The following is a 26,616-nucleotide window of genomic DNA, read 5'->3' on the forward strand; positions in this document are numbered from 1 at the left end:
GCGGTGGTGCGGCCGGCGAGGCCCTCGGGCGATCCCGGGGCGGCCACACCACCAAGATCCACCTGAGTGCGGAGGGGCGCTGTCGGGTGTTGTCCCTGGTCGTCACGCCGGGGCAGCGCGCCGACTGTACCCAGTTCGAGCCCGTCATGGACAAGATCCGGGTTCCACGTCTGACGACCGGCCGGCCTCGCACCACGCCCGACAGCGTCAGTGCCGACAAGGCGTACAGCAACCGTCGGACCCGCCGCTACCTGCGGCGACGATCGATCCGACACGCCATCCCCGAGAAGGCCGACCAGGCGGCGAATCGCCGCAAGTGGGGAAGCGCCGGCGGCCGGCCGCCCGGATTCGACAAAGAGCGATACAAGAAGCGCAACGTCGTCGAGCGTGCGATCAACAAACTGAAGAACTTCCGCGCCGTCGCGACCAGATATGACAAACGCGTCTACGTCTTCCTCGGCACGGTCACGGTCGCCGCACTGGCCATCTGGCTCCGCTCATGATCGACCGGACAGAACCTAGTGCACTACCGGGTCTTCGGTCCGGACCTGCTGACGCTGCAGCTGGTCGAGACCGTTCCGGGCTTCTCCGCCTCCGGTGCCTCGTCGGTGCCGGCTGCTCCGGCCTACGAGGCGAGCGGTGAGCCGGAGGTGGTCGCGGTTCTGGCGGGGGTCGCCCAGGTGAAGGTGCCGGGTTGCCTGCGGGAGCTGTACGGCGAGCTGGACGAGGTGCTGACCGCGGCGGGCGAGCTGGAGGTGGTGGTGCTCAAGCACTACATCGTCTACCGGCGGATGCTGAACGTGGCGTCGGTGATCTTCCGGCCCTCCGTCTCGCACCGGGCGATCCTGGTGTACCTGCGGCTGGACCCGGACACGGTGGAGTTGGAGGAGGGCTTCACCCGCGACGTGCGGGGCATCGGGCACCTGGGGACGGGTGACCTGGAGGTGCGGATCGTCTCGTCCGCGGACGTGGAGAAGGCCGTGCCGTTGATCCGGCGGGCGGTCGAGGAGTCCTGAGGGACGCCGGAAGGGCGGCTGGAGTCTGGTGCTCCAGCCGCCCTTTTCACGTCTTCGGCCGCGCGCCCTGGTGATGGTTCTCACGCTCACGCCTCCGGTCCCGCGAGTACGAAGTCGTCCTGGGCCAGCTCGGCGCGCAGCCGCTGTTCGGCGACGTCGGCGTAGTGCGGGCTGAGTTCGACGCCGACGAAGCGTCGGCCTTCGCGCAGGGCGGCGACGCCGGTGGAGCCGCTGCCGGTGAAGGGGTCGAGGACGGTGCCGCCTTCGGGGCAGATCTGGACGAGCTGCTGCATGATCTCCAGCGGTTTCTGGGTGATGTGGACGCGGTCCTTGCGGGGCTGGGAGGCGGTGAAGTGGCCGGGCAGGTAGAGGTCGCGGCTGTTGTCGAGGGTGCCCTTGACGCCCCAGGTGATGAACTCCGCGCTCTGCTTGAAGCCGCCCTTGCGGGGCCGGCTGGCGGGCTTGATCCAGGGGATGGTGCCCTGCCAGGTCCAGCCGGCCATCTGAAGGGCGTCGCTGGTGGTGGGCTCCTGCCTCCAGTCGGAGAAGACCATCGCGACCGCGTGCTCGGTGCTCGCCCGGTACGCCTCGGTGAGCAGTTCGGTGAGCCAGGAGCGGTAGGAGCGCTGGTCGCGGTTCTCGCCGGGGAAGGTCTTGAGGTCGTGGATGCTGCCGCTGGTCACGTACTTGGCGCGGGCGTCGCGGCTGGTGCGTTCGGAGCTGGTCCGGCCGCCGCTGTTGTACGGCGGGTCGGTGATGACGGCGTTGACGGACTCGTCCGGGAGGTTCTTCAGCACGGTGAGGGCGTCGCCGCGGTGCAGCTGGTAGCTCATGGGTCTTCCTTCGGGGCACGGTGGTTGGGCCCGCTCCGGGCGGCGCCCGGCGGCAGCCGCCGGGAGCGGGGATGCCGGGGAAGGTAGCCGCGATCGGCGGCCGTACCTAATGAGCGGCTCAAGGCTTCGGGGCCCGGCTGGGGGTCGTTTGGTGCGGCCGACTTTCGCGTCTACTGTCTCGCCATGCCAACCGGGCAGCGGGCCAAACGGCCCAGGCCCGGAGCGTGTTGATCCGTGCTGCCCCGTGCGCACGGAGCCGCGCGGGGCAGCGTCTTCGTCTCCCCCGTTCCCGAGAGGTGCCGTCGTGTTCCGGCTGAGATTACGAGCGCGGCTGACTGCCGCGCGTGACCCGAGACCGGCGTCCTGGAGCAACCAACTCCCCTGCCCCGGGCCCAGCCCTGAACGAGGGCGGCTTCACCACCGGCGCGGTGCCGGCGACTTCTTCGCACGAGAGGCCGGCACCGCGTTCTCCTACGAATCCCCGAGGAGCCGCTGCGATGCAGCACGCCCTGGCACACCCATGCCCTCATCCGCCCCTGCTGCCCGTCTGGCCGCTGCCCGGTGACCGGGGGCCGTCGTGAAGAAGACGGTCGGTGCGCTCGTCGGCGTCGTCGCCGCCGGTCCGCTGGTGCTGGCCCTGCCCGTCGCGATCGTCGGCGCGGGCAACGCCTCGGCCTCCACGTCCAACTCCTGTCCATCAGACGAAAAACCACAGGGTGTGGATTCCACGGCGGTGGCGGCGCAGGTCGAGGCGATCCTCAAGGGCTCCAGTCCGCTGTCGGCTCCGGCCGTCGCCGGGCTGAGCAAGCCCGCCGAGCAGATCCCCAACGCGAAGACCATCCAGGCCACCGGTGTCGCGATGCACATCCCCGTGCGCGGGCAGGTCATCGCTCTGGCAACGGCGCTGCAGGAGAGCGAACTTCGCAACATCAACGGCGGCGACCGGGACTCGCTGGGCCTCTTCCAGCAGCGGCCCTCGCAGGGCTGGGGCACGCCGGAGCAGATCATGCAGCCGGTGTACGCCTCGACGAAGTTCTACGAGGCGCTGCAGAAGGTCAGCGGCTGGGAGGCAATGACCGTCACCCAGGCCGCCCAGGCAGTGCAGCGCTCCGGCTTCCCCGACGCCTACGCCAAGTGGCAGCCCCTGGCGGAGGCGCTCCAGAAGGCACTCGCGCCGATGCTCGCCCCCGCCTCCAGCGCCACGCCCACGGCGAACCCGACGCCGGCACCGACGCCAACGGCCGGCGCGAGCGCCAGCCCGGCAGCGGGCAGCGGCTGCGGGACGCCCACGGCGGGCGGTGACGGCAGCGACTTCGGCACGATTCCCGCGGGCTCGCTGCCTAACGGGTACGCGATCCCGGCCGATGCGCCGCAGCCGGTGCAGACCGCAATCCGCTGGGCGCTCGGCCAGCTCGGCACGCCGTACCAGTGGGGCGGCACGTGCGCGAACTCGCACGGTGCGGACCCGATGGGAAGGTGCGACTGCTCCTCGCTGATGCAGATGGCCTACCGCTCGGCCGGCGTCTCGCTGGAGCGGACCACGTACGACCAGGTTAAGCAGGGAACCGCCGTCTCGGCGGACGCGCTCAAACCGGGCGACCTGCTGTTCACCCGGGGCACCGCCGCCGTGCCGGAGCACGTGGGCATGTTCATCGGTTCCGGGCTGATCGTGCACGCGCCGAAGACCGGTGACGTGGTCAAGATCTCGACCCTGGCCTCGTGGCGGCCGGAGATCCTCGCCGCCCGCCGGGTCGCCTGACCGCGCCCTCTCCTCCCCCTCTCTCCTCCCCCTTTCTTTGGGCTGCCTTCGTGCGCCCTGAACCGCTCTGGAGCTTCCCTTGTATCTCGCGGACGCAGTCGTACAGCTCGCCTACGACCCCGGCATCACCCCCAACGAGGGTGGCCTGCCCGGCCTTTCGGTCCTCAAGCAGGTGATGGGCTCGCTGAATCTGTTCGGCATCATCGCGGTCGTCGGAGCCCTGGCCGTCAGCGCCGGGGTGTGGGCCTGGGGCCATCACTCGGGCGGCCACCAGGCGGAGGCCAACGGCAAGAAGGGCGTGCTCGTCTCGGCCGGCGCCGCCTTGCTGCTGGGCGCCGCGAACGGCGTCGTGTCGTTCTTCTCGACGCTCGGAAGCCAGGTCAAGTGATGCAGAAACGTCCCTTCATCTCGGGCCCTCGCCCAGGTGCCTCCGGCGGCGCGCTGGTGCGCCGCCGGGCACTGCTGGGCTCGCTCGTCCTGGTGGTGCTCCTCGTCTTCGCTGGCGTGCTGGCCTACGTCACCCTGGACGGGCGCGATGCCGCCAACCCGGCTGCGGCGGCTGCGGGTTCAGCCGCACCCTCCGCGCCGGTGGCTTCGCCGTCGCCGGGCGGGCGTCCGAAGGAGCTGCCGGGTCCGCCCTCGACGCACGATCCGATCGCGTTCGCGAAGGCGGCGGCGGTGGCGCTGTGGTCGTACGACACCCGTTCCTCCTCCCAGCCGGAGCTGGTGGCCTTCCTCCACCGGTGGCTGACGAACGAGGGGCAGTACCTCGACGCCGACTCGGTCGACCGCCTGGTGCCCTCCCCGGTGCTGTGGGGGCGGATGGCCGACTCCGGGCAGTTCGCCACCGCGACCACGGACGGGGCGCACTTCCCGGACAGGTTCACCAAGGCGCTGCAGGCCGATCCGGGGGCGATCACGCAGGCGTACGTCTACGCCGTGACCGTCTCCGGGAAGCAGTCGATCGCCTGGGACGGAGCCCCGCAGGGCGGGGCCGAGGACCGTTCGGCCACCCTCGCCGTCCAGTGCCGTCCTGACCGCCCGTGCGCTCTGGCCGGTGTGCTGCCGGCCGTGGCGCCCTGACCTGGGGAATTCCTCGTGGATATCTGCAATCTCCCGATGGTCGCCCAGGTCTGCAACGTCGTGGACGGCATCAACTTCGTCAGCGACCCGGGCAAGTCGATCACCGATGGCATCGGCGCGTGGATCGCCAAGAGCATGGGGGAGCTGGCGGCCAGCGCCGTCGACCTGTGCGCGAAGGCGGTCGACGAGACCACGGCCATCGACCTGTCCGCGCCGTGGTTCAGGGACAACTACCAGCTGATCCTGCCGATCGGGCTGATCCTGACCGTGGGCACCTTCTGCGCCCAGCTGGTCCTGGCCGCCTGGCGGCGGGACGAACGGGCACTGGCCAAGGCCGGCTGGGGCACGATGACCGGCGTCCTGTTCGCCTTCGGCGCGATCAGCTTCACGGCGGTCGCGGTCACCGTGGTCGACGCCCTGTCGGCCGGGCTGTTCCAAGCCGCGCACACCAGCGTCGCCGACGCCATCAGGCGCATGATCAAGGTCAGCCAGTTCGGCCCCATGTTCGCCCTCGGCTGGGCGATCCCCGCCCTGGTCGCGGTCGGCAGCGCAATCGGCGCGTTCCTCTACTGGGGCGTGATGGTCGCCCGCAAGGTCGGCGTGCTGATCCTGGTGGTGCTCGCGGCGTTCGCAGGTGCCGGCGGCGGTTGGGAGGTCGCCCAGCGGTGGCGGCGCGGCTGGATCGAGGCCACCGCCACCCTGATCGTCTCCAAGCTGCTGATGACGGTGGTCTTCCTCGTCGGCGTATCCGCCCTCGGCAAGACCGACGCCAAGGACGGCATGGCCGCCCTGTCCGACGCCATGGCTGGTGTCGTGATCATGGTGCTGGTGCTGCTGTGCCCTTACGCCGTCTACAAGTTCGTCCACTGGGCGACAGACGGCAGCGGCCACGACGACACGCACCGCACCGGCATGGCCGGCATGGCGGTCGCGGCCGGGGCTGCGAAGACCGCCGGTTCCCTGGCCATGCAGATGGGCACCGGCGTCCCGGCGCCGCAGGGCCCGGCCCAGGTCCCGGGCGTGGGAGGTGGCGGTGTCGCCTCTGGCATCGACCCGACCGGTCGGATCAGCAAGGAGGGGATTGACGCTGGCCCCGCGCAGCAGCCGACGAAGTTCCGCTTCGGCGAGGACCCGAGCGCCCTCGGCGACCGCGGACGCGCCCTGGTCACTCGGCCCGGCATCCCGGCCCTGATCACCCGGGCCTCCCCCGCCAGCAGCGGTGGCCAGCCGGCCTCCGGCGGCGGCCAGGACGGCGTCGCGGCCCAGCCCTCCGCACCATCCGTGCCGGGCGTCTCGACGGCCCCGGCGAACCCCGGTGGCCCGGCACCGCACGCACCGGCGGGCGCAGGACCGGACTCGGCCGGAACACCAGCTCCGGAGCCGACCCGGTTCGTCTACCCGAACGGTCCCACCCAGCCCGGTTCCTGACCGGCACCCCCATGCCCTGGGGCGGGCGGCAGCCCGCCGCCCGCCCCAGGGCCCCAACCACCAGCGAAGGAGCCCCTGCGATGACGTCCAGAAGAGTGCCGCGCCCCCCGCCCGCCGCCCGCTCGCTCACCCCTCTGGAACCACGATGTCCTCCTCGACGCCCGACACCGCTCCTGCGTCCGTCAAGTTTCCCCACCGCTCCAAGCGCGGCATCCTTCTTGGCCTGAGCGCCCCGCAGCTGACCACCTGCGCCGCCACCGGCCTGCTGCTGCTCGCCGTGCTCGTCACCCGGGGCGTCGCCGGCGCCCTGCAGCTCATACCCCTGTGGGCCGGTGTCGCCGCCCTGGTGTTCATCCGCTACCGGGGCCGCACCCTCGCCGACTGGGCGCCCGTCGCCGCCCGCTACGGCCTGCGGCGCCTGCGCGGCCAGCTGGTCTGGCTCACCCGGCCCTCCTCCCGCCCGGTGCGCGAAGGCCTGCTCCACCTGCCCGGCAGCGCGGCCAGCCTGCGCGTGGTCACCGCGCCCGATGGCCGCTACGGCGCCGTCCACGACCCGCACACCGGCACCCTCGCCGCGATCGTCAGGGTGAGCAGCCGCGCCTACGCGCTGCTCGACCCCGGCACCCAGAACGCCAACGTCAACGGGTGGGGGCGCGCGCTGGCGGCGCTCGCCCGCACTGGCCAGGTCGCCCGAATCCAGGTGCTCGAGCGGACCGTGCCGGACACGGGTGACGCGCTTCGCCGGTACTGGGAGGAGCACGGCCGCCCCGACGCGCCGCTGGCGGGCGAGCTGTACGGGGAGCTGATCCGGGGCGCCGGCCCGGCCGCCGCCCCGCACGAGGCCTACGTCGCCATCGCCCTGGACTTCAAGGGTGCGCGGCGGCTGATCAACCAGGCAGGAGGCGGCCTGACTGGTGGTTTCGCGGTCCTGGCCCAGCTCACTTCCGCGTTCGAGCAGTCCGCCCGCACCGCCGGTCTCACCCCGGCTGGCTGGCTGTCCGCCGGCGAGATCGCCGCCGTCGCCCGCACCGCCTACGACCCGAAGTCCCGTGCGGCGCTGGACCGCTGGTCCGAGGACGGACGTCCGGCCGCCGACCCGGCCGCCGCCGGCCCGGTGGTCGTGGTGGAGAAGGCCGACCACATCTCGACCGACTCCGCCCACCACACCACCTACTGGGTGGAGAACTGGCCGAGGACGCAGGTCAACCCTGGTTTCCTGCACCAGGTCATGTTCGCCTCCGGCGTGCGGCGCACCATCTCCCTCTCCTACGAACCGCAGGATCTCGACTCGGCGCTGCGCGACGTGCGCCGCAAGAAGGCCTCCGTGATCGCGGACTCGGCCGAGCGCGCCCGCAAGGGCCAGGTCTCCAACGAGGCCGACTCGGTGGAGTACCAGGACGTCCAGGACCGCGAGCGGCAACTGATCGCCGGCCACGCCGACGTCGCCCTCACCGGGCTGCTGACCGTCTCCGCCGACACCGAGGAAGAACTGCGCTCCGCCTGCGCCGTTGTGGAGACCGCCGCCGTGGGCGCCCAGCTCGACCTGCGCCCGCTCACCTGGCAGCAGGCCGAGGCGTTCACCGCCTCCGCGCTGCCGTTCGCCCTCGCCGCCTGATGCCGGACCTCCCTCCCTCCGAAAGAGCACCCTGATGCCGGCCACCATCCCCGTCGCGCAGGACTTCGTCCCGTACGCGACCGCCGCGATCGACTTCCACCGCGCACTCAACATCCCCACCGGCCCGCTGGTCGCCTCACGCGCCGAACTCGACTCGCTCCACGAGCACGTGGTCGCGCTGCACGGCCTCCTCGATGCTCACGCCCAGCGCACCGCGCCGCTGCTGCCGGCCGAAGGCGACCACCTCAAGGCCGCGCGCACCCGTCTGTGGCAGGCCGCCGACCACCTCCACGCCGCCTACCACGCCTCGCCCCGCCCTGGCAGCGGCGAGATCCCCAGTCCTGAAGCCTGCCGCGCCCGCCTGCCCGAGGGCGCACCGGAGCTGAGCATCTGCCGCCGCCACCAGGAGACCGCGCAGCTGGTGCGCCGCCGTACCACCCCCGCCGACCTGCACACCCCGTTCACCGGCCTCGTCCGCCGCTGACTCTTCACCCCGGATTCGAGACCATGCCCAGGAACCGCGCCACCGCCTCCCACATGTTCGTCCCGCGCAAGAGCACCCGATCCGACCGACGCTCCGCCCGTGCCAGGTTCGCCGAGGCCCGCACCAAGGCCCGCCTCGCCGCCGCCCCCACCGTGCGCCGCGAGCACGAGGGTACCGACCCCGAACTTCGGCCCACCTACCCGGTGTCGGGCCGCCCGGGTCCTGCCTCCGCCCGCGGCGGCAAGCTCCGCCTGCCCAAGCACCGCCTGACCACCGCCACCGCCTCGGGGGCTTACCCGTTCCTCGCGGAGGCCGGCCTCGGAGCCGAGGGGATCTTCATCGGCCGCGACCTCCACGCCGAAGGGTCCTTCTGCTACGACCCGTTCGCCCTCTACAACTCCGGCCGAATAGAGGGGTTCACGAACCCGAACGCGATCCTGTGCGGCGTCATCGGCATGGGCAAGAGCGCGCTGGCCAAGTCCATCGCCACCCGCGCCATCGCCCACGGGTACAAGATCTACGTCCCCTCCGATCCGAAGGGCGAGTGGTCAGGTCTGGCCGAGGCACTCGGCGGTCAGACCATCGCGCTTGGCCCCGGACTCCCCGGGAAGTTGAACCCGCTGGACGCCCCGCAGCGCCCGAACGGGGTGAGCGAGGAGGACTGGACCACCGAGGTCCGCAAGCGCCGACTTCTGCTGCTGGCCAGCCTCGCGGCCACCGTGCTCAAGCGCGACCTGCTGCCGATGGAACACACCGGCCTCGACGTCGCCCTGGACCTGGTCGTCGCCGACGCCGACGCTGTCGGCACGGTGCCGCTGCTCGGCGACATCGCCCAGGTCCTCGGCCGCCCCGACCGCCTCGACGCCGCCCTCGGCGGCCAGGCCGGAAGCCTCGGCCACGCCACCGACGACTTGGCCCACGCCCTGCGTCGTTTGGTCCACGGCGACTTGTCCGGGATGTTCGATGCGCCGTCCACCGTCACGTTCAACCCGGACGCGCCGATGCTCTCCATCGACCTGTCCCGTCTCGGCAGCAGCGGCGACGACACCGCCCTCGTCCTCGCGATGACCTGCGCGAGCGCGTGGATGGAGGCCGCCCTCGCCGACCCCGCCGGCGGCAGGCGATGGGTCATCTACGATGAGGCGTGGCGGATCATGCGCCACGTCGGCCTGCTGGAGCGCATGCAGCAGCAGTGGAAGCTCAGCCGCGGATTGGGCATCGCCAACCTGCTGATCCTGCACCGGCTGTCCGACCTGCTATCCGCCGGCGACGCCGGATCGCGCGGGCGCGTCCTGGCCGAGGGCCTTCTCGCCGACTGCTCGACCCGGATCATCTACCGCCAGGAGCCAGACCAGATCCCCGCCGCCATGGCCCTGCTCGGCCTCACTGGCGTCGAAGCCCAGGCCATCGCCGCCCTCACCCGGGGCCGGGGCCTGTGGAAGGTCGCCAGCCTCAGCTTCATCGTCCAGCACCTCCTCCACAGCCGCGAACGGGCGCTATACGACACCGACTTCCGCATGGCCGCGTAGACCGGGCACCGCCTATGCCCACCCTCCGATGGGACAGAACCCCGTTGCGACACCCAAACTGTGGTGTCCTGGCAGCAGTTCAGCGCTGCTTGGCGAAGGCGAGCTGCTTCTACAGGTAGTTGTTCACCTTGCGTGGCTCAAACAGCGGCGTCCCCAGGAGAGTCGGCCCGGGGACGCCGCCGATCTCGCCTGCCCAACGCGTGAAGACTGACGACCTACGCCTCATCACCCCGGTCGACGTCGTGCAGCGTCTCGCCAAACCGCTCCAGCGCCTCCTCCGGCCCGCAGCCGAAGGCGCGGCCGATGTACTCCCAGGTCATCAGGTTGCTGCGGGCCTTGCGGCCGGCCAGCAGCGCGGTCGAACCGGCGGCTCGCTCGAACCGGGCGGCCGCACGGACGGCGGCGTACGGCCTACTCTCCGTCAGGTCGCAGATCCGGTCCACCAGCGCCGCGACCAGTTCCTCGACCTCGCGCGGCACCACACCCTCGGCCAGGTCGACGTGCCACTCCCAGTCCGCGAACGGCCCGGTGGCCTCGCCCACCGCCTCGGTCGCCTCGTCGTCACCGAAGTCCAACGGGTGCACCCGCTCACCCCGCCAGCCGCAGCTGCAACCGCCGCGCACCGCAGCGGCCCGAGGACCATCCGCACCGTTGTAGAGCCACCAGGTGGTGCGCCCGTCCGGCAACGGCGTCGGCTCGCTGCCGTCCGCCAACACCGCCACCGGGAAACCCTGGTGGCGCCCACCCTCGTCAACCCATGGCATGCCGTGTCCCTCACGTCCCTGGAGTACAGCACCAGGGTTCTGAGTCCGTGACGCAGTGTCAAGACTTCGCGACAACCGGTGTGACCCGCATTTCAGGCGGGCGCGCACCAGCCGCCGCACGCCGGGTCAGGCTGGCCCGGCGGCGATCGGTGGTGGACCTGGCTCATCACCACGATCAACCGCTACAGCCCTGACCGGTGCCTCTACGCGGTAGCTCCCGACGAGCCCATGGCCGCCGTCGCCACCCTGACGATGTCCTTGCCTTGGCTGCCCCGGATCAGGAGCCTGGGCGTGCCGGCAGCTTTCGTGGCCCAGGACGGTTCCGAGGCCGTCGGCCTCATCCCCTGGGACCAAACCGACGTGCTCTTCATCGGCGGCAGTACTGAATGGAAGCTCGGCCCGGGTGTCCAGAGCGTCGCCCGACAGGCAGTCGACCGGGGCATTCCGGTGCACATGGGCCGGGTCAACAGTCGACGCCGCCTGCAACTGGCCAAGGATATGGGCTGCTCCTCGGCGGACGGCACCTAACTGGCCTCCGGACCGCGAACAAATCTGCCCCGCTTGATCGGATGGCTGAACGCGGTGAACGGCACGTCCATCCAGCCGCCGTGTCAGGACACGAGACGCTCGGCCCGGCGGTCATGCGCTCTACCAGCAGATTCCAGCCGGGCCAAACTCCCTGTTCTCCGCATCATCAGCTCCGCCGGAAGCCGACCTCACGACCCCGGCCGCCCCTGTCTGTACCAGCGAAGCGGAGCCCCACCGTGCCTGCCGCCGAACCCACCCAGCTGCCCGACGTCGCCATCGGGCACCACCCGAGCCACGGCATCGTCGCCTCCCTGCCCACCCAGTCGGCCGCCGCCCAGTGGATGCTGGAGCGCCTCGATTTCCAGCGCCTGCCCGGCAACCCCAAGCTCTTCACGCTCACCGACCAGCACCGCGAAGCCCCCGAGCGCGCCGCCTGGGCCGCCAAGCTCCTCACCGGCGCCGGCTACCGCGTCGACACCGACATGTCGCTGGCCCCGGAGAACACCGACCGGCAGCACCGGGCGCAGGAGCAGCAGGCGCACGCCGCACCGGAGGTCCCCGGGCCGCAGCACGCTCCCGCGCCGAGCGCCGGACCGGACGTCGCCATCGCCGAGCACCCGAGCCTGGGCATCGTCGCCGCCGTCAACGACGACCTGCCCTTCAACCCGGGCATCTATCTGGACACTGACGGCTGGCGCTACCACCGGGACCTGGACGTTTACCTCCCCCCGGCGGGTACCCGGGCGGAGTCGCTCGACGTGGTAGCCCACACCGTCATGGGACTTCGACGCGGCCACTTCCAGGTCGCCATACAGCCCCAGCTCGCCGAGGACGTCACCGCCCACCGCACAGAGGTCCGCCAGGCGTTCACCACGCACAAGTTCCGCGTCGACGAGGCCGCGCTCAAGGCACCCACCGTGGCCGTGAGCCCGCCGCCGGCGGCGGTCGACCCGCGCATCGCCTTCGCCCGCGCCCGCTGACCACCCCAACCCCCACCACCAAGGAGCAGAGCACATGGCCGTGAAGAAAATCTGGCAGATCACCCACGCGTGCGGGCACGGGGCCGAGCGCGACCTCGGTGACCGTCCGGCCGACCGCCGGGCCGGCTTCGCCCAGTGGCTGGCCAAGCAGGAGTGCACCGACTGCTGGCGCGCGGCGAAGACCGGCGACGAGGCCGAGAGGACGGCGTGGCTGGAGGCCAAGCGCGCCGCCGAGCAGGCCGAATCGGAAGCCTGGTCCGAGCAGTTCCGGATGCCGCCGTTGGAGGGCACGGAGAAGGGCACGGCATGGGGCGTGCGCTGCCGCCATCAGGTCCTCGCCACCGCCTACACCGCCCTCGTCCTCGACTCCGGCATGCCGGAACCCGAGTGGGAACGGATCGAGGACCAAGCGCGCACGATCACCCGCGCCGGCTGGTGGATCGACCAGCGCGCCAGCGAACCCGGCGACCTGCCCGAGCTGCTGGAGGCCGCCGTGGACACCGACCGGCCGACCGAGAACCCCTTCGTCTGACTGTTCCGGCGCCCTGCCCCGAGTGCAGGGCACCGCTCCCGACCTCCCTCCCCTGAAAAGCGATTCACGAGAGCCCATCCATGCCCGCCTCCCCTCTGTACTGCACCGTCCGGCGCACCGAGAGCACCTCCGGCCTGCTCGCCGCGCTGTACGACGACGATCCCGGCTTCGAGTCCTACCTGCTGGCGTCGTGGTCACCCGGTCCGCCCGCCGACGAGGACGTCGTCCTGCCGGATCTGGCGGCGCTGCTGGACGAGCCGGTGGTGCTGCGCAAGCCCCGTACCGGCCACACCCCGTCACGGCGTCTGACCTGGCACTGCTCGATACGCAGCAACGGCGCGCTCAGCGACGACTGGTGGTTCGAGCTGACGTGGAAGGTGCTCGACGCCACTGGCATCGAGCCGGACGGCGACCCCGACGCGTGCCGGTGGGTGGCCCTGCGCAACGCCTGCGACCGGCTCGACCTCGTCGCCACCGTCATCCGCCGGGACGGCCGCTGGGCGCGGCTGCACAACGACCAGCGGTTCGCCCGGTGGGCCTGCGAGGACTTCGCCCGTGAACACGGGCTCACCTCTCGGCACTGACGCTCCCGTGAACGCCCGGCCGGGCTGCCCTCTACCACTGCCTTCCGGCCGGGCCAAACCGCCGGATCACCGGATTCTGTCCCCGTCAGCCCGCCCGCCGTCCGAGAGGGGACGCCGTGATCGCCCACCTGCAGCGCGCCACCACCACGGCCGCGCTGATCCCCGCCCTCTACGGCCTGGACGAGCCCCACGGCCGGCTGCGTCCCAGGCTGATCGGAGCCGACTACCGCGGCGCCGACAAACAGCTGCCCCTGTTCGGCGACCCGCACGAGGTCCTCGGCGGAGGCGTGCTGGACGCCCCCGCCCTACGGATCGGCGCCCGGGCGCCCGAGTACCCGGTGTGGATGTGCTCGGTGCGCTCCGATCCCCACCACCCGGACCTGAGCGACGCCCAGTGGGCCGACGTCGCCCGGCGCCTGGTCACCGCCACCGGGCTCGCCCCCGCCGGCGACCCTCACGGCTGCCGTTGGGCCGCGATCCGCAACGGCGACCACTCGGTGCACGTCGTCGCCACCGTCGTACGCGAGGACGGATACATCCACGGCACCTACCGGGACCCCTTCCACGTGCAGGCCGAGTGCACCCGCATCGCCGCCGAACTCGGCCACCTCACCCGCACCGTCACCACCGCCAAGGACCACCGGATGCCCGCCATCACCATCAGCGCCGGGCCCAGCGGCAGCGTCGTCGCCACCGGCACCAGCGACGACCTGTCGGCCACCCTGCTCCGTCACGCCGGGTTCAAGCAGATCGACGACTGGCACGGCCGCCGCCACCGGCTGCCCAGCACCACGCCCCGCCCCGACGCGGCCGCCATTGCCACCCACGCCACCGAGATGCTGCGCGCCGCCCGCTACAAGGTCGACCTCGACCCCCGGCTCGACGTCGCGCAGCTCACCACCGCGGGCCAGCGGATCACCGATCTCACCGACGCCCTGCGCGGCAGCACCGGCTTCGCCGAACTCGCCGGAGTGCTGGACGGGGCCGTCGACGAGGTGCGCAGCGCCACCTCCGGCGCGGCAGGCACCGCCGAGGTCCGAGCCGCCGACGACCTGCGCACCCGCGCCGCCCTCGCCCGCAGCACCACCGCCCCCACCGTCACCGCCGCGGGCGTGCCCGCCGCCTCCACCCAGCTGCAACCCGTGCCGGCCGCTGCGGCCAGCCCCGCCGGCCGCACCCGCTGAAACGTTCCTTCCCCTTACCCTCCCCAAGGAGTCGTGGTGCCCGAGTACTACGCGGCGATCGGAGAAGCGGTCGGCGCCGCCATGCAGCACAACATCCGCCTGGCCCACGGCGACCGGCCCCCGAAGGCGATCAGCCGCTCCAGGTCCGCTACATCCCACCGCCCACCGCCGACCCCTACTCCCTGCCGGGCATGGTCGTCCGGCTGGAGGAGACGGCTCGCGCCAGGGTGGACTTCGACCCTCCCGGCTACAACCTGCCCTACGACATGTGGACACGCCTGGTCACCGCGCACCAGGCACTCCTCACCGTCCGGGAGGACCTGGAGGCCGCCACCGAGGGAATCGCCGCCTGCCCCGCCGAGCCCAGCCCCTCCCGCTACCCGGACCTGATGCCCGTCCTGCGCACCCGCGAACTCCTGCACGACGTCATAGGCGCCGCGCCCGAGCCCGGCGCGAACACGCCGGACACCCGCCGCCAGGCCGCCACCCTCGCCACCTCCCCCCACACCACCGCCCACCGGGCCGCCGCCGCGAACCCGCCGACCGCGGCACCGGCCACGGCAACGGCTTCCACCGACCGCCCCCGGCACGCACGCTGACCGAACCGAAGGAAACCAACGATGCGCACCCTCGCCGACGCATTCGGCACCGACGTCGAGATCGTCCGCCGCTCGGACGGGGTGGTCCGGGCCTTCTGCCGCACCGACGCCCCCGACCAGATCTACCACCTCCTGCGCCAGTGCGGCTTCACCGCACCCGACCCCCATAGCTCCTGCTGCTACCACCTGCCCCCGGACACTCCCGGCGCCGACCAGCCCGCTGCCGCCTCCACAGCGGCCACCCTCCTGGACGACGCCGGGTACCGAGTCGGAATCGCCCCTCACCTGATCGTCGGGTACGTCGGCCAGAACTGCATCGTCCAGACCGAGGAACAGCGACACGCCGCCGCCTGCCGCACCTTCCCCTCCGCCCCTGCCATGGCCGCTCCCGCACAGGCCGGTACGCCCGCAGCGGCGGCGCCGGTCCGGCCTGCCGCCCGCACCCGCTGAAGCGTTCCGCCAACCAAGCCCCGTGGAGAGCATCGTGATCCGTTCGAGAGCCGAGCGCGCCCCGCCCACCGCCCGCCCGCACCCTCCTGGACTCCCTCGTGCCCGCCCCGCGCACCGGCGCGCCGTCGACCACCTCCGGCACGGACGCGCTCCTCTACATCCTGTTCGCCGTCGTCGGCGCCGCCCTCGCCTTCGGTTCCCTCGCCTGGCTGACCGGCAACCTCACCAACTACTTCTTCGGGTCCGGCCCTTGGGCGCCGTTCCACGTCACCGAGGCCCTCCTTCACCCCGACCGGCTGTGGCCCCATCTTGGCCCGGCCGCCGTCCTGGTCGGCGCCCGCGTCGTCCCTGGCTCGCTCGCCCTTGCCCTCACCATCACCGTGCTCGTCCTGTGGCTGCGTCGGCGCGCCGGGACGAAGAGCGGCATGGCCCGCCCGGCGGATATCGCTCCGCTGCTGGACAAGGAGATCACCGCCAAGGCCCGCAGCCTGCGCCCGAGTCTGAGGGGCGAGAAGGACATAGCCCCGGCCGACCGCGGCATCCCCATCGGCACGCTGTCCCCGGGCAGGGCCGAGGTCCGCGCTAGCTGGGAGGACGTGATGGTCGCCATCATGGCGCCCCGCTCCGGCAAGACCAGCGGCATCGCGATCCCTGCGATCCTCGCAGCCCCCGGACCGGTGCTGCTTACGAGCAACAAGGCCGCCAACGATGCCTTCACGACCTGCATCGATGCTCGGGCAAAGGTCGGCAAGGTCTGGACCCTCGACCCGCAGCAGATCGCGCACCACCCGCGCGAGATGTGGTGGGACATCCTCGCGGACGCCCGCGACCTCGCCGGCGCCAAGCGCCTCGCGGGGCACTTCGTCACCGCGAGCGTGGACGAGTCCAGCGGCTCCGACTTCTGGTCGACCGCGGCGAGCAACACCCTCGGGTCGCTGTTCCTGGCCGCCGCGAGCCACCGCCGCCCGATCACCGACGTGCTGGCCTGGCTCGCCTCCCCCTCCGACCGCACCCCCGTCGACCTGCTCACCGATGCCGGCCACCACGCGGTCGCCGCCCAGCTCCAGGGCACCGTCACAGGCGCCACCGAGACCAGGGACGGGATCTATGAAACCGCGAGGCAGTACGCCAGCTGCCTGCTGGACCCAGAGATCGCGGCCTGGGTCACCCCCACCCCGGATCTGGCGGAGTTCAAGCCGTTCGACTTCGCCTCCTCCCGCGACACCTTGTTCCTGCTCAGCAAGGACGGCGGCGGCAGCGCCTCGGCGATCATCGCGGCTGCGGCCGACGCGGTGATGCGCGCGGCCGTCATCGTCGCCGAACGCAACGGCGGCCGGCTCGACCCGCCCGCGCTGTGTGTCCTCGACGAGGCCGCGAACGTGTGCCGCATCAGCGACTTGCCGGACCTCTACTCCCATCTCGGCAGCCGGGGTGTCATCCCGATCACCATCCTGCAGTCCTACCGCCAGGGCCAGCGCTGCTGGGGAGAAGCCGGCATGGACGCCCTCTGGTCCGCGGCCACCGTCAAGGTGATCGGCAGCGGCATTGACGACGCCGACTTCGCGGACAAGCTGTCGAGGCAGATCGGCGAGCACGACGTGCAGACCGTCTCCGTGTCCGACTCCGGCAGCGGCAAGTCGACGTCGGTGTCGATGCGCACCGAGCGCATCCTGCCGCCCGACGAGATCCGCGCCCTGCCCAAGGGCAAGATCCTGCTCTTCGCGACCGGCATGCGGGTGGCGATGCTCGACCTCAAGCCCTGGTACAAGGAGCGCTCCGCCAAGGAGATCGGCCTGGCCTCCGCCCGCGCCACCAAGGCCATCACCGAACGGGCCCTTGCCAAGTCCCATGACCACGACGGCTTCGGGCTGGCGGCATGACGATCTCGAACGCCTCCGTCTTCAAGCACGCGGGCTCCACGCCTCAACTCACGGGGCCAGAAACGCCGTTCGCCGGGCCCGGCTGGCGCCAGCCGCGCAGCGGCACCTGGGTCTACCAGGACGCCCCCGGTGCCGCACATGTGCAGGCGGTCCTGCTGGACGACGGGAACTGGTTCCTTGACCTGTGGTCGGCGCAGTCCCGGTTGCTCGCCTGCGGATCGGCCCCCGCCGACGAGGTCGCCGCCCTCGCCCCGGCGCTCACCGCCAACGCCGCCCGATGGGCGCCGCCGTCCGGCCTGGACGCTTCCCGGCGCCGCTTCACCGCGACCGCCGAGGCCGTACGCGCCCACGCCCGCCCCGTACCGGACGAGGCCAGGGTCCGTGCTGCCACCTCCTCCTCGCCCGCCCGGCCCCAGGCCCTGCCGGCCGGGACGCCGGCTACCTCATCAGCCGCCTCGACCCCAACGCGCCGCCGCCGCTGAATTCGCCCAACTCCCCGAGGAGTTCTCCATGTCCGACAACTCGCCCACCCGGCAGGGCCGTCCGAAGCCGCTCGCCGGTGCGCCGGTCGTTCGCCGGGGCGGCCAGTGGTGGCTGATCACCGGCGACGGCTCCATCCTGGCTACCGACCCGACGTTCACCGGTGAGCTGGACCGCTTCGCCGCCGCACGGGCCGCCGCCGACCGCGCGGTCGCCCAGCTCCGCGCCGACCGCGACGCCCGGCGCCGCCGGAGTCGGTGATGAACCCGCTGCTCCAGGGCGAGCAGGCCGTACTCGGAGCGGCCCTGCTCGACCCCCGCCAGCTCGACGGCCTCGACTGGCTGGAGCCGCGCGACTTCTACCGGCCCGGCCACCAGGCGCTGTTCACCGCGCTGCGCAAGCTCCGTGCCGAGGGCCACCCGGCCCTTGACACGGAGGGAGCGGTGCCCCTCGCATGGCTGTCCGACACCCTGACCGAGGCCGGCCAGCAGGTGCGCGGGCTCACCGCCTCCTACCTGCACACCCTCGTCGCCGCCTGCCCGCGCCCCGCCCACGCACCGCTGTATGGACGGATGGTGCTGGAGGGGTCAATCCACCGCACCGTCGCCGAGCACGCCGACCGCCTGCTCGCAGTCGCCCGGGAGAACGCCGGGCAGCACGAGGTCCACGGCACCACCGCCCAGGCCGACGTACTCGCGGGCGTCCTGGACGACCTCGCGACGCGCTGGGGAACCCAACCCCGGGCCACCGCCCCGAGGGCACCTCCTCTCCCCGCGGCCGTCGAGCCTCCCGCGGCGGCACAGACGGGCGACGAGCAGTTCCTGCTGTCCCTGCTCGTCCACCAGAACGGCGCGATCAAGGAGGTCTTCGACTGGCTACGCCCCCAGGACTTCGCCCATCCCGGCCACGGCCAGCTCTACCGCTGCCTCGGCGCGCTCCACCACCGGGGCGAACCGATCGACCCGGTCACCACACTGTGGGAGGTCCAGCGGCGCGGCCTGCTCGCCAAAGGCACGCTCACTGAGGAACAGCTCGCGCCGGTGCTGCGCGACGGGGCGGCGGGTTCGGCCGAGTGGCTGGGCGAGCAGCTCCTGCGCTCCTCCCTCACCCGCGCCGCTGCCGCCGTCGCGCTGCAGATCACCGCCCACGCCGACGACCGGCGGCTCGCCCCCGGGCAGCTGATCGGGCACGCGCTGCACGCTCTCGGCCCGTTGGAGGAGGTGCGGGCCCGCTGGCACACCGCCACCTCCCCTCCCACATCACAACCCCGGCCGGACACCTACCAGGCCGCCCGTGTCCAAGCCGCGCTCGCCCGAAGCCCTACCCGACCAGGAACCCGCGAGAGCCCGACGCCGAGCCACGTACCGCCACCCGCCCCCGGCCCGCAGCGGGTCCACAAGCACACCAGCCCCCACCACTCCCACCGGAGCCCCACGTGAACACCCCCGTCAGCGAATCCCTCGCCCTGCAGTCCCTGGCCGCTCGCCTGGAAGGGCAGCAGGCGCACCTGCCCTCCTCGGCCCGGCTGCCGAACCAGCTCACGGACGCCGCCTCGGTGAGCCAGAACATCACCGAACTCGGCCTTCTGATCGCGGAGATGGGCCAGGCCATCCACGCCCGGATCGCCGTCGAACCCGCCTCCGAGCACGTGCTGCGCACGGCCTGGACCTACGGCGAGGTCGTCGACCGGATGGGCCAGGCGGCCTCGGGTCTCGGGGCGGTCACCGACCAGTTGGCCACGATCACCCACATCACGCCGCTGCGGGGCCAGCCCGATGCCGATCAGGTGTTGGCGACCACGAGTCAGGTCATCGAGGAAGCGGTCGCGACCGCCCACAGCGAGTTCGCGGAGGCCGGGAAGGCCGTCCGGACGACCGTGAGGATCATCGACACCCAGCACACGCGAGCCCAAGCGGCCCGGGCCCGCTCGGCCGATGCTCCCGCACCGGCCGCGCCACCCGCTGGGGCTGTCGCCGCCGCCCCGCCTCCGGCTCCCACCGCCGCGCGCTCGCGGTGAATCAGCCCCTTCCCTTCCCCCTTTCGCCACGGGAGCCCGCCGTCGTGGACTTCGTCTCCGGTCAGCGTGAGCGTGAGCAGCTCCACGCGCTCGCCGACCAGCTCACCGATGCCGCCCGGCATCTGGCCCGCCTGAATCCCACCAGTCGCCTGCCCGCCCCCGAAACGGCCGCCGACGTCCTGGCCGCTCTCGCGGGCCTCCAGCAGTACGTCCTCTCCTGCGCCGGCGATGTCGGCGACACCGGCGGCCTGGACGCCGATCAGGCCCGCGCCTACCAGCGTGCCGTGCTCGGCGACGCCCTGGTCGCGCCCGTGATCGCACACGCGATCACCGTGGCCTCTTCCGCGCTCATCGCCACCGGCCACAAGGTCGCCCGGACCCGCCCGGTGCACCTGCCGACCGAGGGTGTGAGCGTCTACCTCGACCTCCTCGATGCCCAGAGCGCCCTGGTCTGCGCCGCTGGCGCGCTGCGGGAACTCGCCGGCCAGCTCACCCACGACCAGCCCGCCGCCCTGGCCGAACTCGCCGCCCTGCTGGCCTCGCCGTCCAGCCTGCGCGGCCGAGCCGTACCCGCGCCCGGCGTCACCGAGCTGGCGACGTTGCGTGTCCGGGGCCGCTGACATGCACCCCACTTCCGCCAAGCGGCTGACTGGGCAGGCGCAGCCCGCCCTCACCACCGCCAACCCCTTCTCCAGGAACCACCCGTGAAGTCACCCTTCGAGGAGTCGATCGCCCTGCGCACCCGGGCGAGCGCCCTGCGGCAGCAGGAAGCGCTGCTTCCCGCCACCGGACCGGCCAGGATTCCCGATGCCGTCCAGGTCGGCCGACAGATTGCCGAACTCGGCACCCTCATCCGGGAACTGGGAGACGAGTTCTCCGCCCGCGCCGCCGAGCAGCCCGCGCCCGGCCACGCGATCCGCGCCGCCATGGCGTACGCCGAAGCCGTCAGCAACCTCAGCGAAGCCTCCGGCGCTCTCGGAGAGGTAGCCCAGCAGCTTGGATTCCTCGGCAAAACCGCCGAGGCTCGTCAGCTCCCCTGGGCCCGGGAGGCCCGCAAGGACGCGGTCTGGGTAATCGAGTCCGCCGTCGAAACCGCCCGCGACGAACTCCGCCACGGCGCTCAGACCCTGGACCAGGCCGCCCGGCACCTCTCACCACCGTCCGACGACCTTCGCCGCCATGCCGCGCTGAGCCGATCGACCACCGCCGCCCCGCCTGCTCCAGCACACCCTACCGGCCCTGCACCGGCACCGGCGGCACCTGCCGCTCACTCCGCTCGGGGCCTGCGATGACGCCCGTGCTCCCTGCCGCCGACCCCGGGCCGCTGGTCGGGAGCCTGTGCAGCGGGTACGGCGGTCTCGACCTCGGGGTCCTGGCCGCTCTCGGCGGCCGGGTCGCCTGGCACGCCGAGGTCGACCCGGGCGCCTCCAAGATCTTGGCCCGGCACTGGCCGGACGTGCCGAACCTGGGCGACGTCACCACGGTCAACTGGGCTGACGTTCCGCGGGTGTGCGTCCTCACGGCGGGCTTCCCCTGTCAAAGACGTCTCGGTCGCCGGCCGCCGCGCCGGACTCAACCCCGAAACCCGATCCGGTCTCTGGCTGCACGTGGCCCGCGCGGTCGAGGCCCTGCACCCGCATCTCCTGGTGGTCGAGAATGTCCGAGGTCTCCTCACCTCTCCCGCCGTCGCCGCCTCCGCTGGCGACGTGGAACGCTGCCCGTGGTGTCTGGGAGACAACCCAGCTCAGCCTGATCTGCGGGCACTTGGCGCCGTACTCGGCACCCTGGCCTTCCCTGTCAAGTCAGCGTGTTGAGATCTCGGGACCTGGGGGCGTGGTGCAGGCGCAATGATGAGGGCTCGACCGGAGAACCGGGCCTTACTGGGTCCGGCGAGCACGGATCCGCCGCGTAGCCATGGCAGCTGCCATGAGGATGGTGCGGAAGTCCGCGAGCACAGGGCAAAGTTGAGGAAGCTCCTACTGCTGCACGCCATGCGGGTCCTGTCGCTACCATGACCACTACTCATCTCAGTGGATGTGGCGGAAGGACTCCATGGAACGCGAAGCGATCGAGCGGCTGATGGCCCTGCCTGAGGACGCCTTGCTGAAAGAGTTGGGTTCCAGCGCGCACGGCGCGTTCCCGCAGGACGCTCTGGCCCGGGGCGCCCAAATCTTCGCGCGGCTGCAAGAGGCCGCTCGGCAGGCTATCTGCACTAACACTGCAATCCAGAAGGTCTGCCAGAGCGGCGACCAGGTGGCCCTCATCGGAGCGATCACAGATCTGCTCGCAACCCAGTTCGATGTCACCCCGGCGGGTACGGTCGCGGTGCTGCTGGTTCGCTCGGGCGTCGCCAACTACTGCCGGGTGTACTGGGGCCCGGATGCTTCCGATGGCACTGACCGCTGACGAAGTAGCCGCGCGCGCCCGCAACGCCGCGATCACCATTGAAGACGGTTACGACGTGCCCGGAGGGCAGCTCTATAAGTGGCCGGACGGCAGCGAGGAAGCGATCCTGTCGCGCATCACCGACACGCTCGCGGCATACCCGCAGCTCGTCACCAACCTCGGCTATTCCTGGGCCAAAGACCGAGCCTCCTACCGAACATACGGTGACGCCATGTTCCAGTGGAACGTGCTGGAGCTTCTCGCCGAGGTCGATCCCCGCCACCCAAATCTGAGCGGCTTCAAGCCTGTTGCGGCCCGCCAGGCAATCAATCGTGATTTCATCTCCTACGCCCAGCCGGGACGTGAGCTGCACTTAATTTTCATCGGACGCGGCTTCATGGACGTACTCAAGTACTTCATGGAGATGACCCTCAACATCATGGACCTCGCTCCGGGCACCCACGAACGCTCTGCCTGGGGGCCAGCGAGCCTCCAGGAGATTCGCAAGCGCCACAACCGTGACGTAGTGGAGATCGTCAACGCGTTCCTCGACCAGGCGATCCGAGTGATCAGGGGAGAGTTCCCTGACCGGCACGGACCGATCAGGGACAGACTGGTTGCTGCGCCGAACCTTATGTGGACGACGTACGACGCGGTCGAGTCATTCATCGTGGCACACGAACTGGGTCACCTGTTGGAGCGTCATGACGTGCATGACGCGACGACAGGGAAGGAGGTCAGCGCCGACCAGGCGGCGATCAGTCTGCAGTTGGCACGACACGGCACCCAGAAAGAGATGTTTGGAACCTCACTCATCGCGACGATGGCAGTAAGCCTCGGAGGGCCAGCCTTCTACCTTCTGGGGAGCCTCTACTACCTGATCAGTGCCCTGGAAGCATGGATTCGGCACAAGCCGATTGAGCCGTTTATCGGAACACTCGCGTCGCTGAAGGTCCGGTGGTTCTACTACCGCAAGTACCTCCTCGACATCGGTTCGCCGACACTGACCAGCCCCCACCTCATTGGACTCTATCGGATGGTGACCCTGTGCATGGAGGGGGTGTTCGCAACTTCAATGTGGTTCAACTTGAAGGGCGTCGGGAAGCCAGAACCGTTCCTCGACGAGGAATTTGTGAACATGCTCTGGGGTGACTGGCTGGACGATGAAATTGCGATCCCCGAAGCGCCTTCTGCTGAGTGATATGCCACGTCTTACGGCCAAGATGGCGTCCGATCTGCTTTTCACCGGAGTCGAGAGGACCGTCAACCTGATCCGGGACACCGTCAGGTGTTCTCCGGTGCTGGGCGGACGGAAAGGGCGCGGACGTGGCCTGTCGGCTGGGCAAGGGCCTCGCGGAGCCAGTGGTTCTCCAGGGTGAGCTGGTTGACGACCTGGACCAGGTTCTGCCGGTCAGCCCGCAGCTGCCGCAGCTCCTGGGCGTCCTGGGCTCGCAGTTCCTTCAACTTGACAACCTGCTTGCGTAGACGGGCTTCGCTGTCGGGGATCTGGCCGCGGGCACGGACGCGGGCGTAGAAGTCGTTCTTCAGGTCGAGATGGCGCTGGGTGAGGGCATTGCGGGGGACGCCGGCTTCCTGGGCGAGGGCGACGACGGTCAGCGCACCGTTGGAGTGTTCCGGCACTCCGTTGAGAATTCGGTCGATAGCCGCGCGGATGCGCTCGCGTTCGTCGGGGGCGGGGCTCATTCCGGGGTCTCCTGGCGGGTGATGCGGGTGCGGTCGTGGTCGTCGGCGTAGGAACGGAGGCGGTTCGCGTTCGTCCGTAGTCGGTCGCCGATAGGTTGGGGCGTGTGGGCGGCCTTCTTGTCGAGGATGTCGGCACGTTCGCGGAGTTGGGCGGCGTGGTGATCGGTGCGGACGATGTTGCCGCAGCCGGCGACGCACTGGTCCGGGGTGGGAGAGTCCCGGGCTTCGCCCTTGGCGCACAGGGCCCGGTCGCGTTTGTAGAGGCAGAGCAGAAGTGCGTGGGGGTTGTCGTAGAGGACGGCACCGTCGCGGGCGAGGAGTTTGCGGGCGAAGTCAGCTTTGACCTCGCGTCCTTCAAACCTGGGGGTGCTCGCGGCCTGGGTGAGTGCTCGTCGGGCGGCGGGACCGGAGACGCCCCCGCCCGCCTCGAAGTGCTCGCGCAGACCGGCGGCCGTTTCCGCGACGGCCAGTGCGGTCTCCATGTCGATGATGCGATGGATTCCGCCCCGGCTGCGGGAGGCGTACCCCTCGGAGACCTCGGCGGCCAGGGCAGTGCGTATGTGCCCGTACTGGATGGCGAGGGCGACCAGGCCGCCGGGCCGGCGGGCGATGTGCCAGGCCAGGGTGCGGAACCGGGCGGTGCCGATCCTGCCGTGGGGATCGGACGGGATGACCTCGCCGGGCAGTCCCTGCACGATGGCCTCGGCGTTGGCCCAGGCCACGAAGTCCTCGATCCGGATGCGCATCGCCGATGCCTTGAGGGAACCGGTCTTGCGGTGCTTGGACTGGAACTGGTGGGCGTTGAGGTCAAACAGGAGGTGGCCCTCAGGGACGATTCGCTCCAGAACGCGGATCGCACGGACCACGGGCGCGATGGCCACCCAGGGGACGTCGCGTTCGACGCCAGCGGACAGGTGGTTGCCGTCGTCGTCGGTGGCGTTCTTGTAGTGCCGACTACGGATTAGGTGCGGCTCCACCTCGTCGGCCCCGTGAGTGTCATCGGCCCAGGTCCGGATCAAGTGGCGACCGTGGGAACCGTCTGGTCCGGGTTCGGGGTCGGGGCAGCAGCCCGCGCGCATGCCGAGCACTACTGGCGGGAGGGGGTTATTCCGACCGTGCACTATTCCTTCGTTCGATCTCGGGTTCGGCGCGGCTGAGACGAGGATCCCGGCACTTCGCTGGAGCGGAGACGAGCAGTCACTGGTCCAGTACCTCGCGCCAGATATCGCCGCCTTCGCCCCAGGTCCAGAGCCACTTCCGCAACGACGAGGTCGCGTAGGACAAGCCGTCATGCGGGGTCTCGCCCCACTCGGGAACCCAGCCGTCACTGTCGTAGAGCAGCACCGGGTTGTCGACGGCGAGCAACGAGACGTACCAGGACATCGTGCAGCCGCCGCCTGTCAGGAAGAACCAGGACGCTGGCACACCCGCCGCGCGATCTTGCTCATGGACGCTCACTGCGGACGGCCAGTCGCTCAGGTGTCTCGGTGCCCGGTTCCCCTCGCGCAGGCTGGCGAGCCCGCCACCGGGCCCAAACCCACCGTCCGCGACCTCTGTGTAGATGCGGCGAAGCACGTCGGGCAGGCGCCGACCGATCTCGCGCTCGAAGGCCTCGACCTCAGCCATGGTGACGGGCGGGAACAGCAGCTCGCGTGGGGCGTCCGCGTAGTAGGAGGCGACTTCCTCGGTCGAGGATCTGAGTTGGACCGTCCCGTCGCTACCCGTCGACCGCAAATCCGGGTTGGGTCGGTCGAACCAGTCAGCTCCGTAGCGCTCCGCGATCCAGGCGCTCGGTACCCTCGCCGTATCGAAGCGCCGTCCCGGATCCCAGGCCCGGGTACGCAGCTTCTCGATCAACACGTCGTCGTCCGCCGGCTCTCCGGTGATCCCAGGGTGCTGGAGCGGTGAAGGGGACTCAGGCGAGGCGGCGGTCATGCACCGGGAGCATAGCCGCGGAGCGGCGAGCGGCGGGTGGATCCCTCCGGCGTGAACGTGAAGCCGTCCGTGAACAGGGTGCCGCCGTCCTGGAAGGCCCAGAGAACGGGTTCGGCATGGACAGCGGCCGACGACGAGCTTGGACTCGGGGCGAAGCTGTTCCAGAGGTGGAAGCAGAGCAGGGTGTCGTCACGTCGGTCGGTCGCGTAGGCCAGCGTCTTGGGGTAGTTGGGGTTGTTCCCCCCGAAGAGGACCGAGGGCGGACCGAACGCCGTGACGACGTCGCTGAGGAGGCGGTCCTTGCGGCACCAGGTCTCGCTGACACGACGTATCTCGTCGTGCTCAGCCGAGGTGAGGGTCCGGTCGACTCGCAGCCATCCCTGACGGTGTGCGATTTCGGCGTAGACCGAGGCCACGGCGCCCTCGTGTGCATCACCCCAGAGATCTTGGAAGGCTCCGCGCATGCCGGTGGAGGAGGATCCTCGGCGGGTTTGCAGGTCCTTCAGTTCCTGCTGCCACGCCTGTTCGGAGGAGTGCGCGAACGCCACTGCGTCGAGGTAGAGCCTGAGTGCCGTCTCCCCGCCGTACATCCCCGGGCGACGCAGGGCGTCGTTCAACTGGGTGAGCAGGTACTCGCGCACTTCTTGGGCTGTGCGCCCGTCGTTGTGGCCGGTGGTGTCGGTCATCGTCTGTCCTTCCGTTGGTCCTCGGTCCGAGCTGCTAGTGTCCTGCGCCAGAGATTCGTCGGCAGAATCGGGCGAGGGAGTCGAGGATCTCCTCTGCGGTTTTGGTCCAGGTGAACGGTGTGGGGTTGTCGTTCCAGTTCTTGATCCAGGTGCGGATGTCT

The 26,616-nt window shown here is 71.0% G+C and carries 32 protein-coding genes and 1 pseudogene; 26 read left to right on the forward strand and 7 right to left on the reverse strand.

Annotation, left to right across the window (positions count from 1 at the left end):
* On the forward strand, positions 1-503 hold a 503-nt coding region (locus KS423_RS09825; protein ID WP_224277302.1), incomplete at its 5' end, for an IS5 family transposase.
* Positions 504-521: 18 nt separating this feature from the next.
* Positions 522-1,016, forward strand: a complete 495-nt coding sequence (locus KS423_RS47965; RefSeq protein ID WP_224277304.1) for a DUF5655 domain-containing protein — start codon at positions 522-524, stop codon at positions 1,014-1,016.
* An 86-nt stretch (positions 1,017-1,102) separates the two neighbouring features.
* On the opposite strand, the gene KS423_RS09835 is transcribed toward KS423_RS47965, so the two are convergent.
* Positions 1,103-1,849 (reverse strand): site-specific DNA-methyltransferase, encoded by a 747-nt coding sequence (locus tag KS423_RS09835; RefSeq protein WP_224277306.1) that lies wholly within the window; start codon positions 1,847-1,849, stop codon positions 1,103-1,105.
* 577 nt (positions 1,850-2,426) lie between these two features.
* Here KS423_RS09835 and KS423_RS09840 point away from each other — a divergent pair.
* The 7 genes from KS423_RS09840 to KS423_RS09870 all read left to right on the forward strand — a co-directional run bounded on the left by KS423_RS09840 (position 2,427) and on the right by KS423_RS09870 (position 9,747).
* On the forward strand, positions 2,427-3,608 hold the full coding sequence (locus tag KS423_RS09840) for a C40 family peptidase (RefSeq protein ID WP_224277308.1): 1,182 nt from the start codon (positions 2,427-2,429) through the stop codon (positions 3,606-3,608).
* A gap of 79 nt (positions 3,609-3,687) precedes the next feature.
* Positions 3,688-3,996 carry a DUF6112 family protein gene (locus tag KS423_RS09845; protein WP_063346628.1) on the forward strand — a complete coding sequence of 103 codons (309 nt, stop codon included), beginning with the start codon at positions 3,688-3,690 and terminating at the stop codon, positions 3,994-3,996.
* Positions 3,996-4,691, forward strand: a complete 696-nt coding sequence (locus KS423_RS09850; protein ID WP_224277310.1) for a hypothetical protein — start codon at positions 3,996-3,998, stop codon at positions 4,689-4,691. Before KS423_RS09845 ends, KS423_RS09850 begins: the two co-directional genes overlap by 1 nt.
* A gap of 15 nt (positions 4,692-4,706) precedes the next feature.
* On the forward strand, positions 4,707-6,119 hold the full coding sequence (locus tag KS423_RS09855) for an ATP-binding protein (RefSeq protein WP_224277312.1): 1,413 nt from the start codon (positions 4,707-4,709) through the stop codon (positions 6,117-6,119).
* A 145-nt stretch (positions 6,120-6,264) separates the two neighbouring features.
* Complete coding sequence (locus KS423_RS09860) at positions 6,265-7,734, forward strand: SCO6880 family protein (protein ID WP_224277314.1); 1,470 nt, start codon at positions 6,265-6,267, stop codon at positions 7,732-7,734.
* Positions 7,735-7,768: 34 nt separating this feature from the next.
* Positions 7,769-8,218: a DUF6238 family protein gene (locus KS423_RS09865; RefSeq protein WP_224277316.1), complete on the forward strand. Its 450-nt coding sequence runs from the start codon at positions 7,769-7,771 to the stop codon at positions 8,216-8,218.
* 23 nt (positions 8,219-8,241) lie between these two features.
* On the forward strand, positions 8,242-9,747 hold the full coding sequence (locus KS423_RS09870) for an ATP-binding protein (RefSeq protein ID WP_224277318.1): 1,506 nt from the start codon (positions 8,242-8,244) through the stop codon (positions 9,745-9,747).
* A 215-nt stretch (positions 9,748-9,962) separates the two neighbouring features.
* On the opposite strand, the gene KS423_RS09875 is transcribed toward KS423_RS09870, so the two are convergent.
* Positions 9,963-10,511, reverse strand: a complete 549-nt coding sequence (locus KS423_RS09875) for a hypothetical protein (RefSeq protein ID WP_224277320.1) — start codon at positions 10,509-10,511, stop codon at positions 9,963-9,965.
* Positions 10,512-10,739: 228 nt separating this feature from the next.
* Here KS423_RS09875 and KS423_RS09880 point away from each other — a divergent pair, with 228 nt between their 5' ends.
* From KS423_RS09880 to KS423_RS09940, 13 genes are all read left to right on the forward strand, one after another.
* A complete protein-coding gene (locus KS423_RS09880; protein ID WP_224277322.1) occupies positions 10,740-11,039 on the forward strand; it encodes a hypothetical protein in 300 nt (99 codons plus the stop codon).
* A 236-nt stretch (positions 11,040-11,275) separates the two neighbouring features.
* Entirely contained in the window at positions 11,276-12,019 is a 744-nt protein-coding gene (locus KS423_RS09885) for a hypothetical protein (protein ID WP_224277324.1), read from the forward strand.
* 34 nt (positions 12,020-12,053) lie between these two features.
* The gene (locus KS423_RS09890) at positions 12,054-12,551 is read left to right on the forward strand and encodes a hypothetical protein (RefSeq protein ID WP_224277332.1); all 498 of its coding nucleotides are present in this window, start codon (positions 12,054-12,056) and stop codon (positions 12,549-12,551) included.
* Between the two features lie 80 nt (positions 12,552-12,631).
* Entirely contained in the window at positions 12,632-13,135 is a 504-nt protein-coding gene (locus KS423_RS09895; RefSeq protein WP_224277334.1) for a hypothetical protein, read from the forward strand.
* Between the two features lie 116 nt (positions 13,136-13,251).
* Positions 13,252-14,319 (forward strand): hypothetical protein, encoded by a 1,068-nt coding sequence (locus KS423_RS09900; protein WP_224277336.1) that lies wholly within the window; start codon positions 13,252-13,254, stop codon positions 14,317-14,319.
* Between the two features lie 191 nt (positions 14,320-14,510).
* Positions 14,511-14,918 carry a hypothetical protein gene (locus KS423_RS09905; protein ID WP_224277338.1) on the forward strand — a complete coding sequence of 136 codons (408 nt, stop codon included), beginning with the start codon at positions 14,511-14,513 and terminating at the stop codon, positions 14,916-14,918.
* Positions 14,919-14,939: 21 nt separating this feature from the next.
* A complete protein-coding gene (locus KS423_RS09910; RefSeq protein WP_224277340.1) occupies positions 14,940-15,368 on the forward strand; it encodes a hypothetical protein in 429 nt (142 codons plus the stop codon).
* 98 nt (positions 15,369-15,466) lie between these two features.
* Positions 15,467-17,248 (forward strand): type IV secretory system conjugative DNA transfer family protein, encoded by a 1,782-nt coding sequence (locus KS423_RS09915; RefSeq protein WP_224277351.1) that lies wholly within the window; start codon positions 15,467-15,469, stop codon positions 17,246-17,248.
* Entirely contained in the window at positions 17,245-17,730 is a 486-nt protein-coding gene (locus KS423_RS09920) for a hypothetical protein (protein WP_224277353.1), read from the forward strand. The genes KS423_RS09915 and KS423_RS09920 overlap by 4 nt, the downstream gene beginning before the upstream one ends.
* 28 nt (positions 17,731-17,758) lie before the next feature.
* Complete coding sequence (locus tag KS423_RS09925) at positions 17,759-17,989, forward strand: hypothetical protein (RefSeq protein ID WP_224277355.1); 231 nt, start codon at positions 17,759-17,761, stop codon at positions 17,987-17,989.
* Positions 17,989-19,167, forward strand: coding sequence for a DnaB-like helicase N-terminal domain-containing protein (locus KS423_RS09930; protein WP_224277357.1), 1,179 nt, complete (start codon positions 17,989-17,991; stop codon positions 19,165-19,167). The genes KS423_RS09925 and KS423_RS09930 overlap by 1 nt, the downstream gene beginning before the upstream one ends.
* The gene (locus tag KS423_RS09935) at positions 19,164-19,745 is read left to right on the forward strand and encodes a hypothetical protein (RefSeq protein ID WP_224277359.1); all 582 of its coding nucleotides are present in this window, start codon (positions 19,164-19,166) and stop codon (positions 19,743-19,745) included. The genes KS423_RS09930 and KS423_RS09935 overlap by 4 nt, the downstream gene beginning before the upstream one ends.
* 44 nt (positions 19,746-19,789) lie before the next feature.
* The gene (locus KS423_RS09940) at positions 19,790-20,365 is read left to right on the forward strand and encodes a hypothetical protein (protein ID WP_224277361.1); all 576 of its coding nucleotides are present in this window, start codon (positions 19,790-19,792) and stop codon (positions 20,363-20,365) included.
* 90 nt (positions 20,366-20,455) lie between these two features.
* Here KS423_RS09940 and KS423_RS09945 read toward each other — a convergent pair whose 3' ends face one another.
* Positions 20,456-20,860, reverse strand: a complete 405-nt coding sequence (locus tag KS423_RS09945) for a hypothetical protein (RefSeq protein WP_224277363.1) — start codon at positions 20,858-20,860, stop codon at positions 20,456-20,458.
* A gap of 173 nt (positions 20,861-21,033) precedes the next feature.
* Here KS423_RS09945 and KS423_RS48455 point away from each other — a divergent pair.
* From KS423_RS48455 to KS423_RS09960, 4 genes and pseudogenes are all read left to right on the forward strand, one after another.
* A pseudogene (locus KS423_RS48455) lies at positions 21,034-21,216 on the forward strand (DNA methyltransferase); the annotation flags it as partial.
* A gap of 22 nt (positions 21,217-21,238) precedes the next feature.
* Positions 21,239-21,559, forward strand: a complete 321-nt coding sequence (locus KS423_RS48460; protein WP_374119930.1) for a DNA cytosine methyltransferase — start codon at positions 21,239-21,241, stop codon at positions 21,557-21,559.
* 238 nt (positions 21,560-21,797) lie between these two features.
* A complete protein-coding gene (locus tag KS423_RS09955; RefSeq protein ID WP_224277365.1) occupies positions 21,798-22,151 on the forward strand; it encodes a hypothetical protein in 354 nt (117 codons plus the stop codon).
* On the forward strand, positions 22,135-23,331 hold the full coding sequence (locus KS423_RS09960) for a hypothetical protein (RefSeq protein ID WP_224277367.1): 1,197 nt from the start codon (positions 22,135-22,137) through the stop codon (positions 23,329-23,331). Before KS423_RS09955 ends, KS423_RS09960 begins: the two co-directional genes overlap by 17 nt.
* Positions 23,332-23,414: 83 nt before the next feature.
* Here the strand turns inward: KS423_RS09960 and KS423_RS09965 are convergent, their stop codons facing one another.
* From KS423_RS09965 to KS423_RS09980, 4 genes are all read right to left on the reverse strand, one after another.
* A complete protein-coding gene (locus KS423_RS09965; RefSeq protein WP_224277369.1) occupies positions 23,415-23,834 on the reverse strand; it encodes a hypothetical protein in 420 nt (139 codons plus the stop codon).
* On the reverse strand, positions 23,831-24,853 hold the full coding sequence (locus tag KS423_RS09970) for a hypothetical protein (protein WP_224277371.1): 1,023 nt from the start codon (positions 24,851-24,853) through the stop codon (positions 23,831-23,833). Before KS423_RS09970 ends, KS423_RS09965 begins: the two co-directional genes overlap by 4 nt.
* A gap of 178 nt (positions 24,854-25,031) precedes the next feature.
* Positions 25,032-25,769: an SMI1/KNR4 family protein gene (locus KS423_RS09975; RefSeq protein WP_224277373.1), complete on the reverse strand. Its 738-nt coding sequence runs from the start codon at positions 25,767-25,769 to the stop codon at positions 25,032-25,034.
* Positions 25,766-26,455, reverse strand: coding sequence for a hypothetical protein (locus KS423_RS09980; RefSeq protein WP_224277375.1), 690 nt, complete (start codon positions 26,453-26,455; stop codon positions 25,766-25,768). Before KS423_RS09980 ends, KS423_RS09975 begins: the two co-directional genes overlap by 4 nt.
* Positions 26,456-26,616: the final 161 nt, after the last annotated feature.

The organism is Streptomyces sp. LS1784, assembly GCF_020103755.1.
Lineage (GTDB): Bacteria > Actinomycetota > Actinomycetes > Streptomycetales > Streptomycetaceae > Kitasatospora.

Bases quoted from the DNA above. Each gene is read 5' to 3' on its own strand.
- KS423_RS09960 (WP_224277367.1), top strand. From the start codon at position 22,135: ATGGCACTGACCGCTGACGAAGTAGCCGCGCGCGCCCGCAACGCCGCG.
- KS423_RS09860 (WP_224277314.1), top strand. From the start codon at position 6,265: ATGTCCTCCTCGACGCCCGACACCGCTCCTGCGTCCGTCAAGTTTCCC.
- KS423_RS09930 (WP_224277357.1), top strand. From the start codon at position 17,989: ATGAACCCGCTGCTCCAGGGCGAGCAGGCCGTACTCGGAGCGGCCCTG.
- KS423_RS09980 (WP_224277375.1), bottom strand. From the start codon at position 26,455: ATGACCGACACCACCGGCCACAACGACGGGCGCACAGCCCAAGAAGTG.
- KS423_RS09875 (WP_224277320.1), bottom strand. From the start codon at position 10,511: ATGCCATGGGTTGACGAGGGTGGGCGCCACCAGGGTTTCCCGGTGGCG.
- KS423_RS09890 (WP_224277332.1), top strand. From the start codon at position 12,054: ATGGCCGTGAAGAAAATCTGGCAGATCACCCACGCGTGCGGGCACGGG.
- KS423_RS09905 (WP_224277338.1), top strand. From the start codon at position 14,511: ATGGTCGTCCGGCTGGAGGAGACGGCTCGCGCCAGGGTGGACTTCGAC.
- KS423_RS09850 (WP_224277310.1), top strand. From the start codon at position 3,996: ATGCAGAAACGTCCCTTCATCTCGGGCCCTCGCCCAGGTGCCTCCGGC.
- KS423_RS09975 (WP_224277373.1), bottom strand. From the start codon at position 25,769: ATGACCGCCGCCTCGCCTGAGTCCCCTTCACCGCTCCAGCACCCTGGG.
- KS423_RS09920 (WP_224277353.1), top strand. From the start codon at position 17,245: ATGACGATCTCGAACGCCTCCGTCTTCAAGCACGCGGGCTCCACGCCT.
- KS423_RS09910 (WP_224277340.1), top strand. From the start codon at position 14,940: ATGCGCACCCTCGCCGACGCATTCGGCACCGACGTCGAGATCGTCCGC.
- KS423_RS09865 (WP_224277316.1), top strand. From the start codon at position 7,769: ATGCCGGCCACCATCCCCGTCGCGCAGGACTTCGTCCCGTACGCGACC.
- KS423_RS09870 (WP_224277318.1), top strand. From the start codon at position 8,242: ATGCCCAGGAACCGCGCCACCGCCTCCCACATGTTCGTCCCGCGCAAG.
- KS423_RS09955 (WP_224277365.1), top strand. From the start codon at position 21,798: ATGGAACGCGAAGCGATCGAGCGGCTGATGGCCCTGCCTGAGGACGCC.
- KS423_RS09965 (WP_224277369.1), bottom strand. From the start codon at position 23,834: ATGAGCCCCGCCCCCGACGAACGCGAGCGCATCCGCGCGGCTATCGAC.
- KS423_RS09925 (WP_224277355.1), top strand. From the start codon at position 17,759: ATGTCCGACAACTCGCCCACCCGGCAGGGCCGTCCGAAGCCGCTCGCC.
- KS423_RS09835 (WP_224277306.1), bottom strand. From the start codon at position 1,849: ATGAGCTACCAGCTGCACCGCGGCGACGCCCTCACCGTGCTGAAGAAC.
- KS423_RS09895 (WP_224277334.1), top strand. From the start codon at position 12,632: ATGCCCGCCTCCCCTCTGTACTGCACCGTCCGGCGCACCGAGAGCACC.
- KS423_RS09880 (WP_224277322.1), top strand. From the start codon at position 10,740: ATGGCCGCCGTCGCCACCCTGACGATGTCCTTGCCTTGGCTGCCCCGG.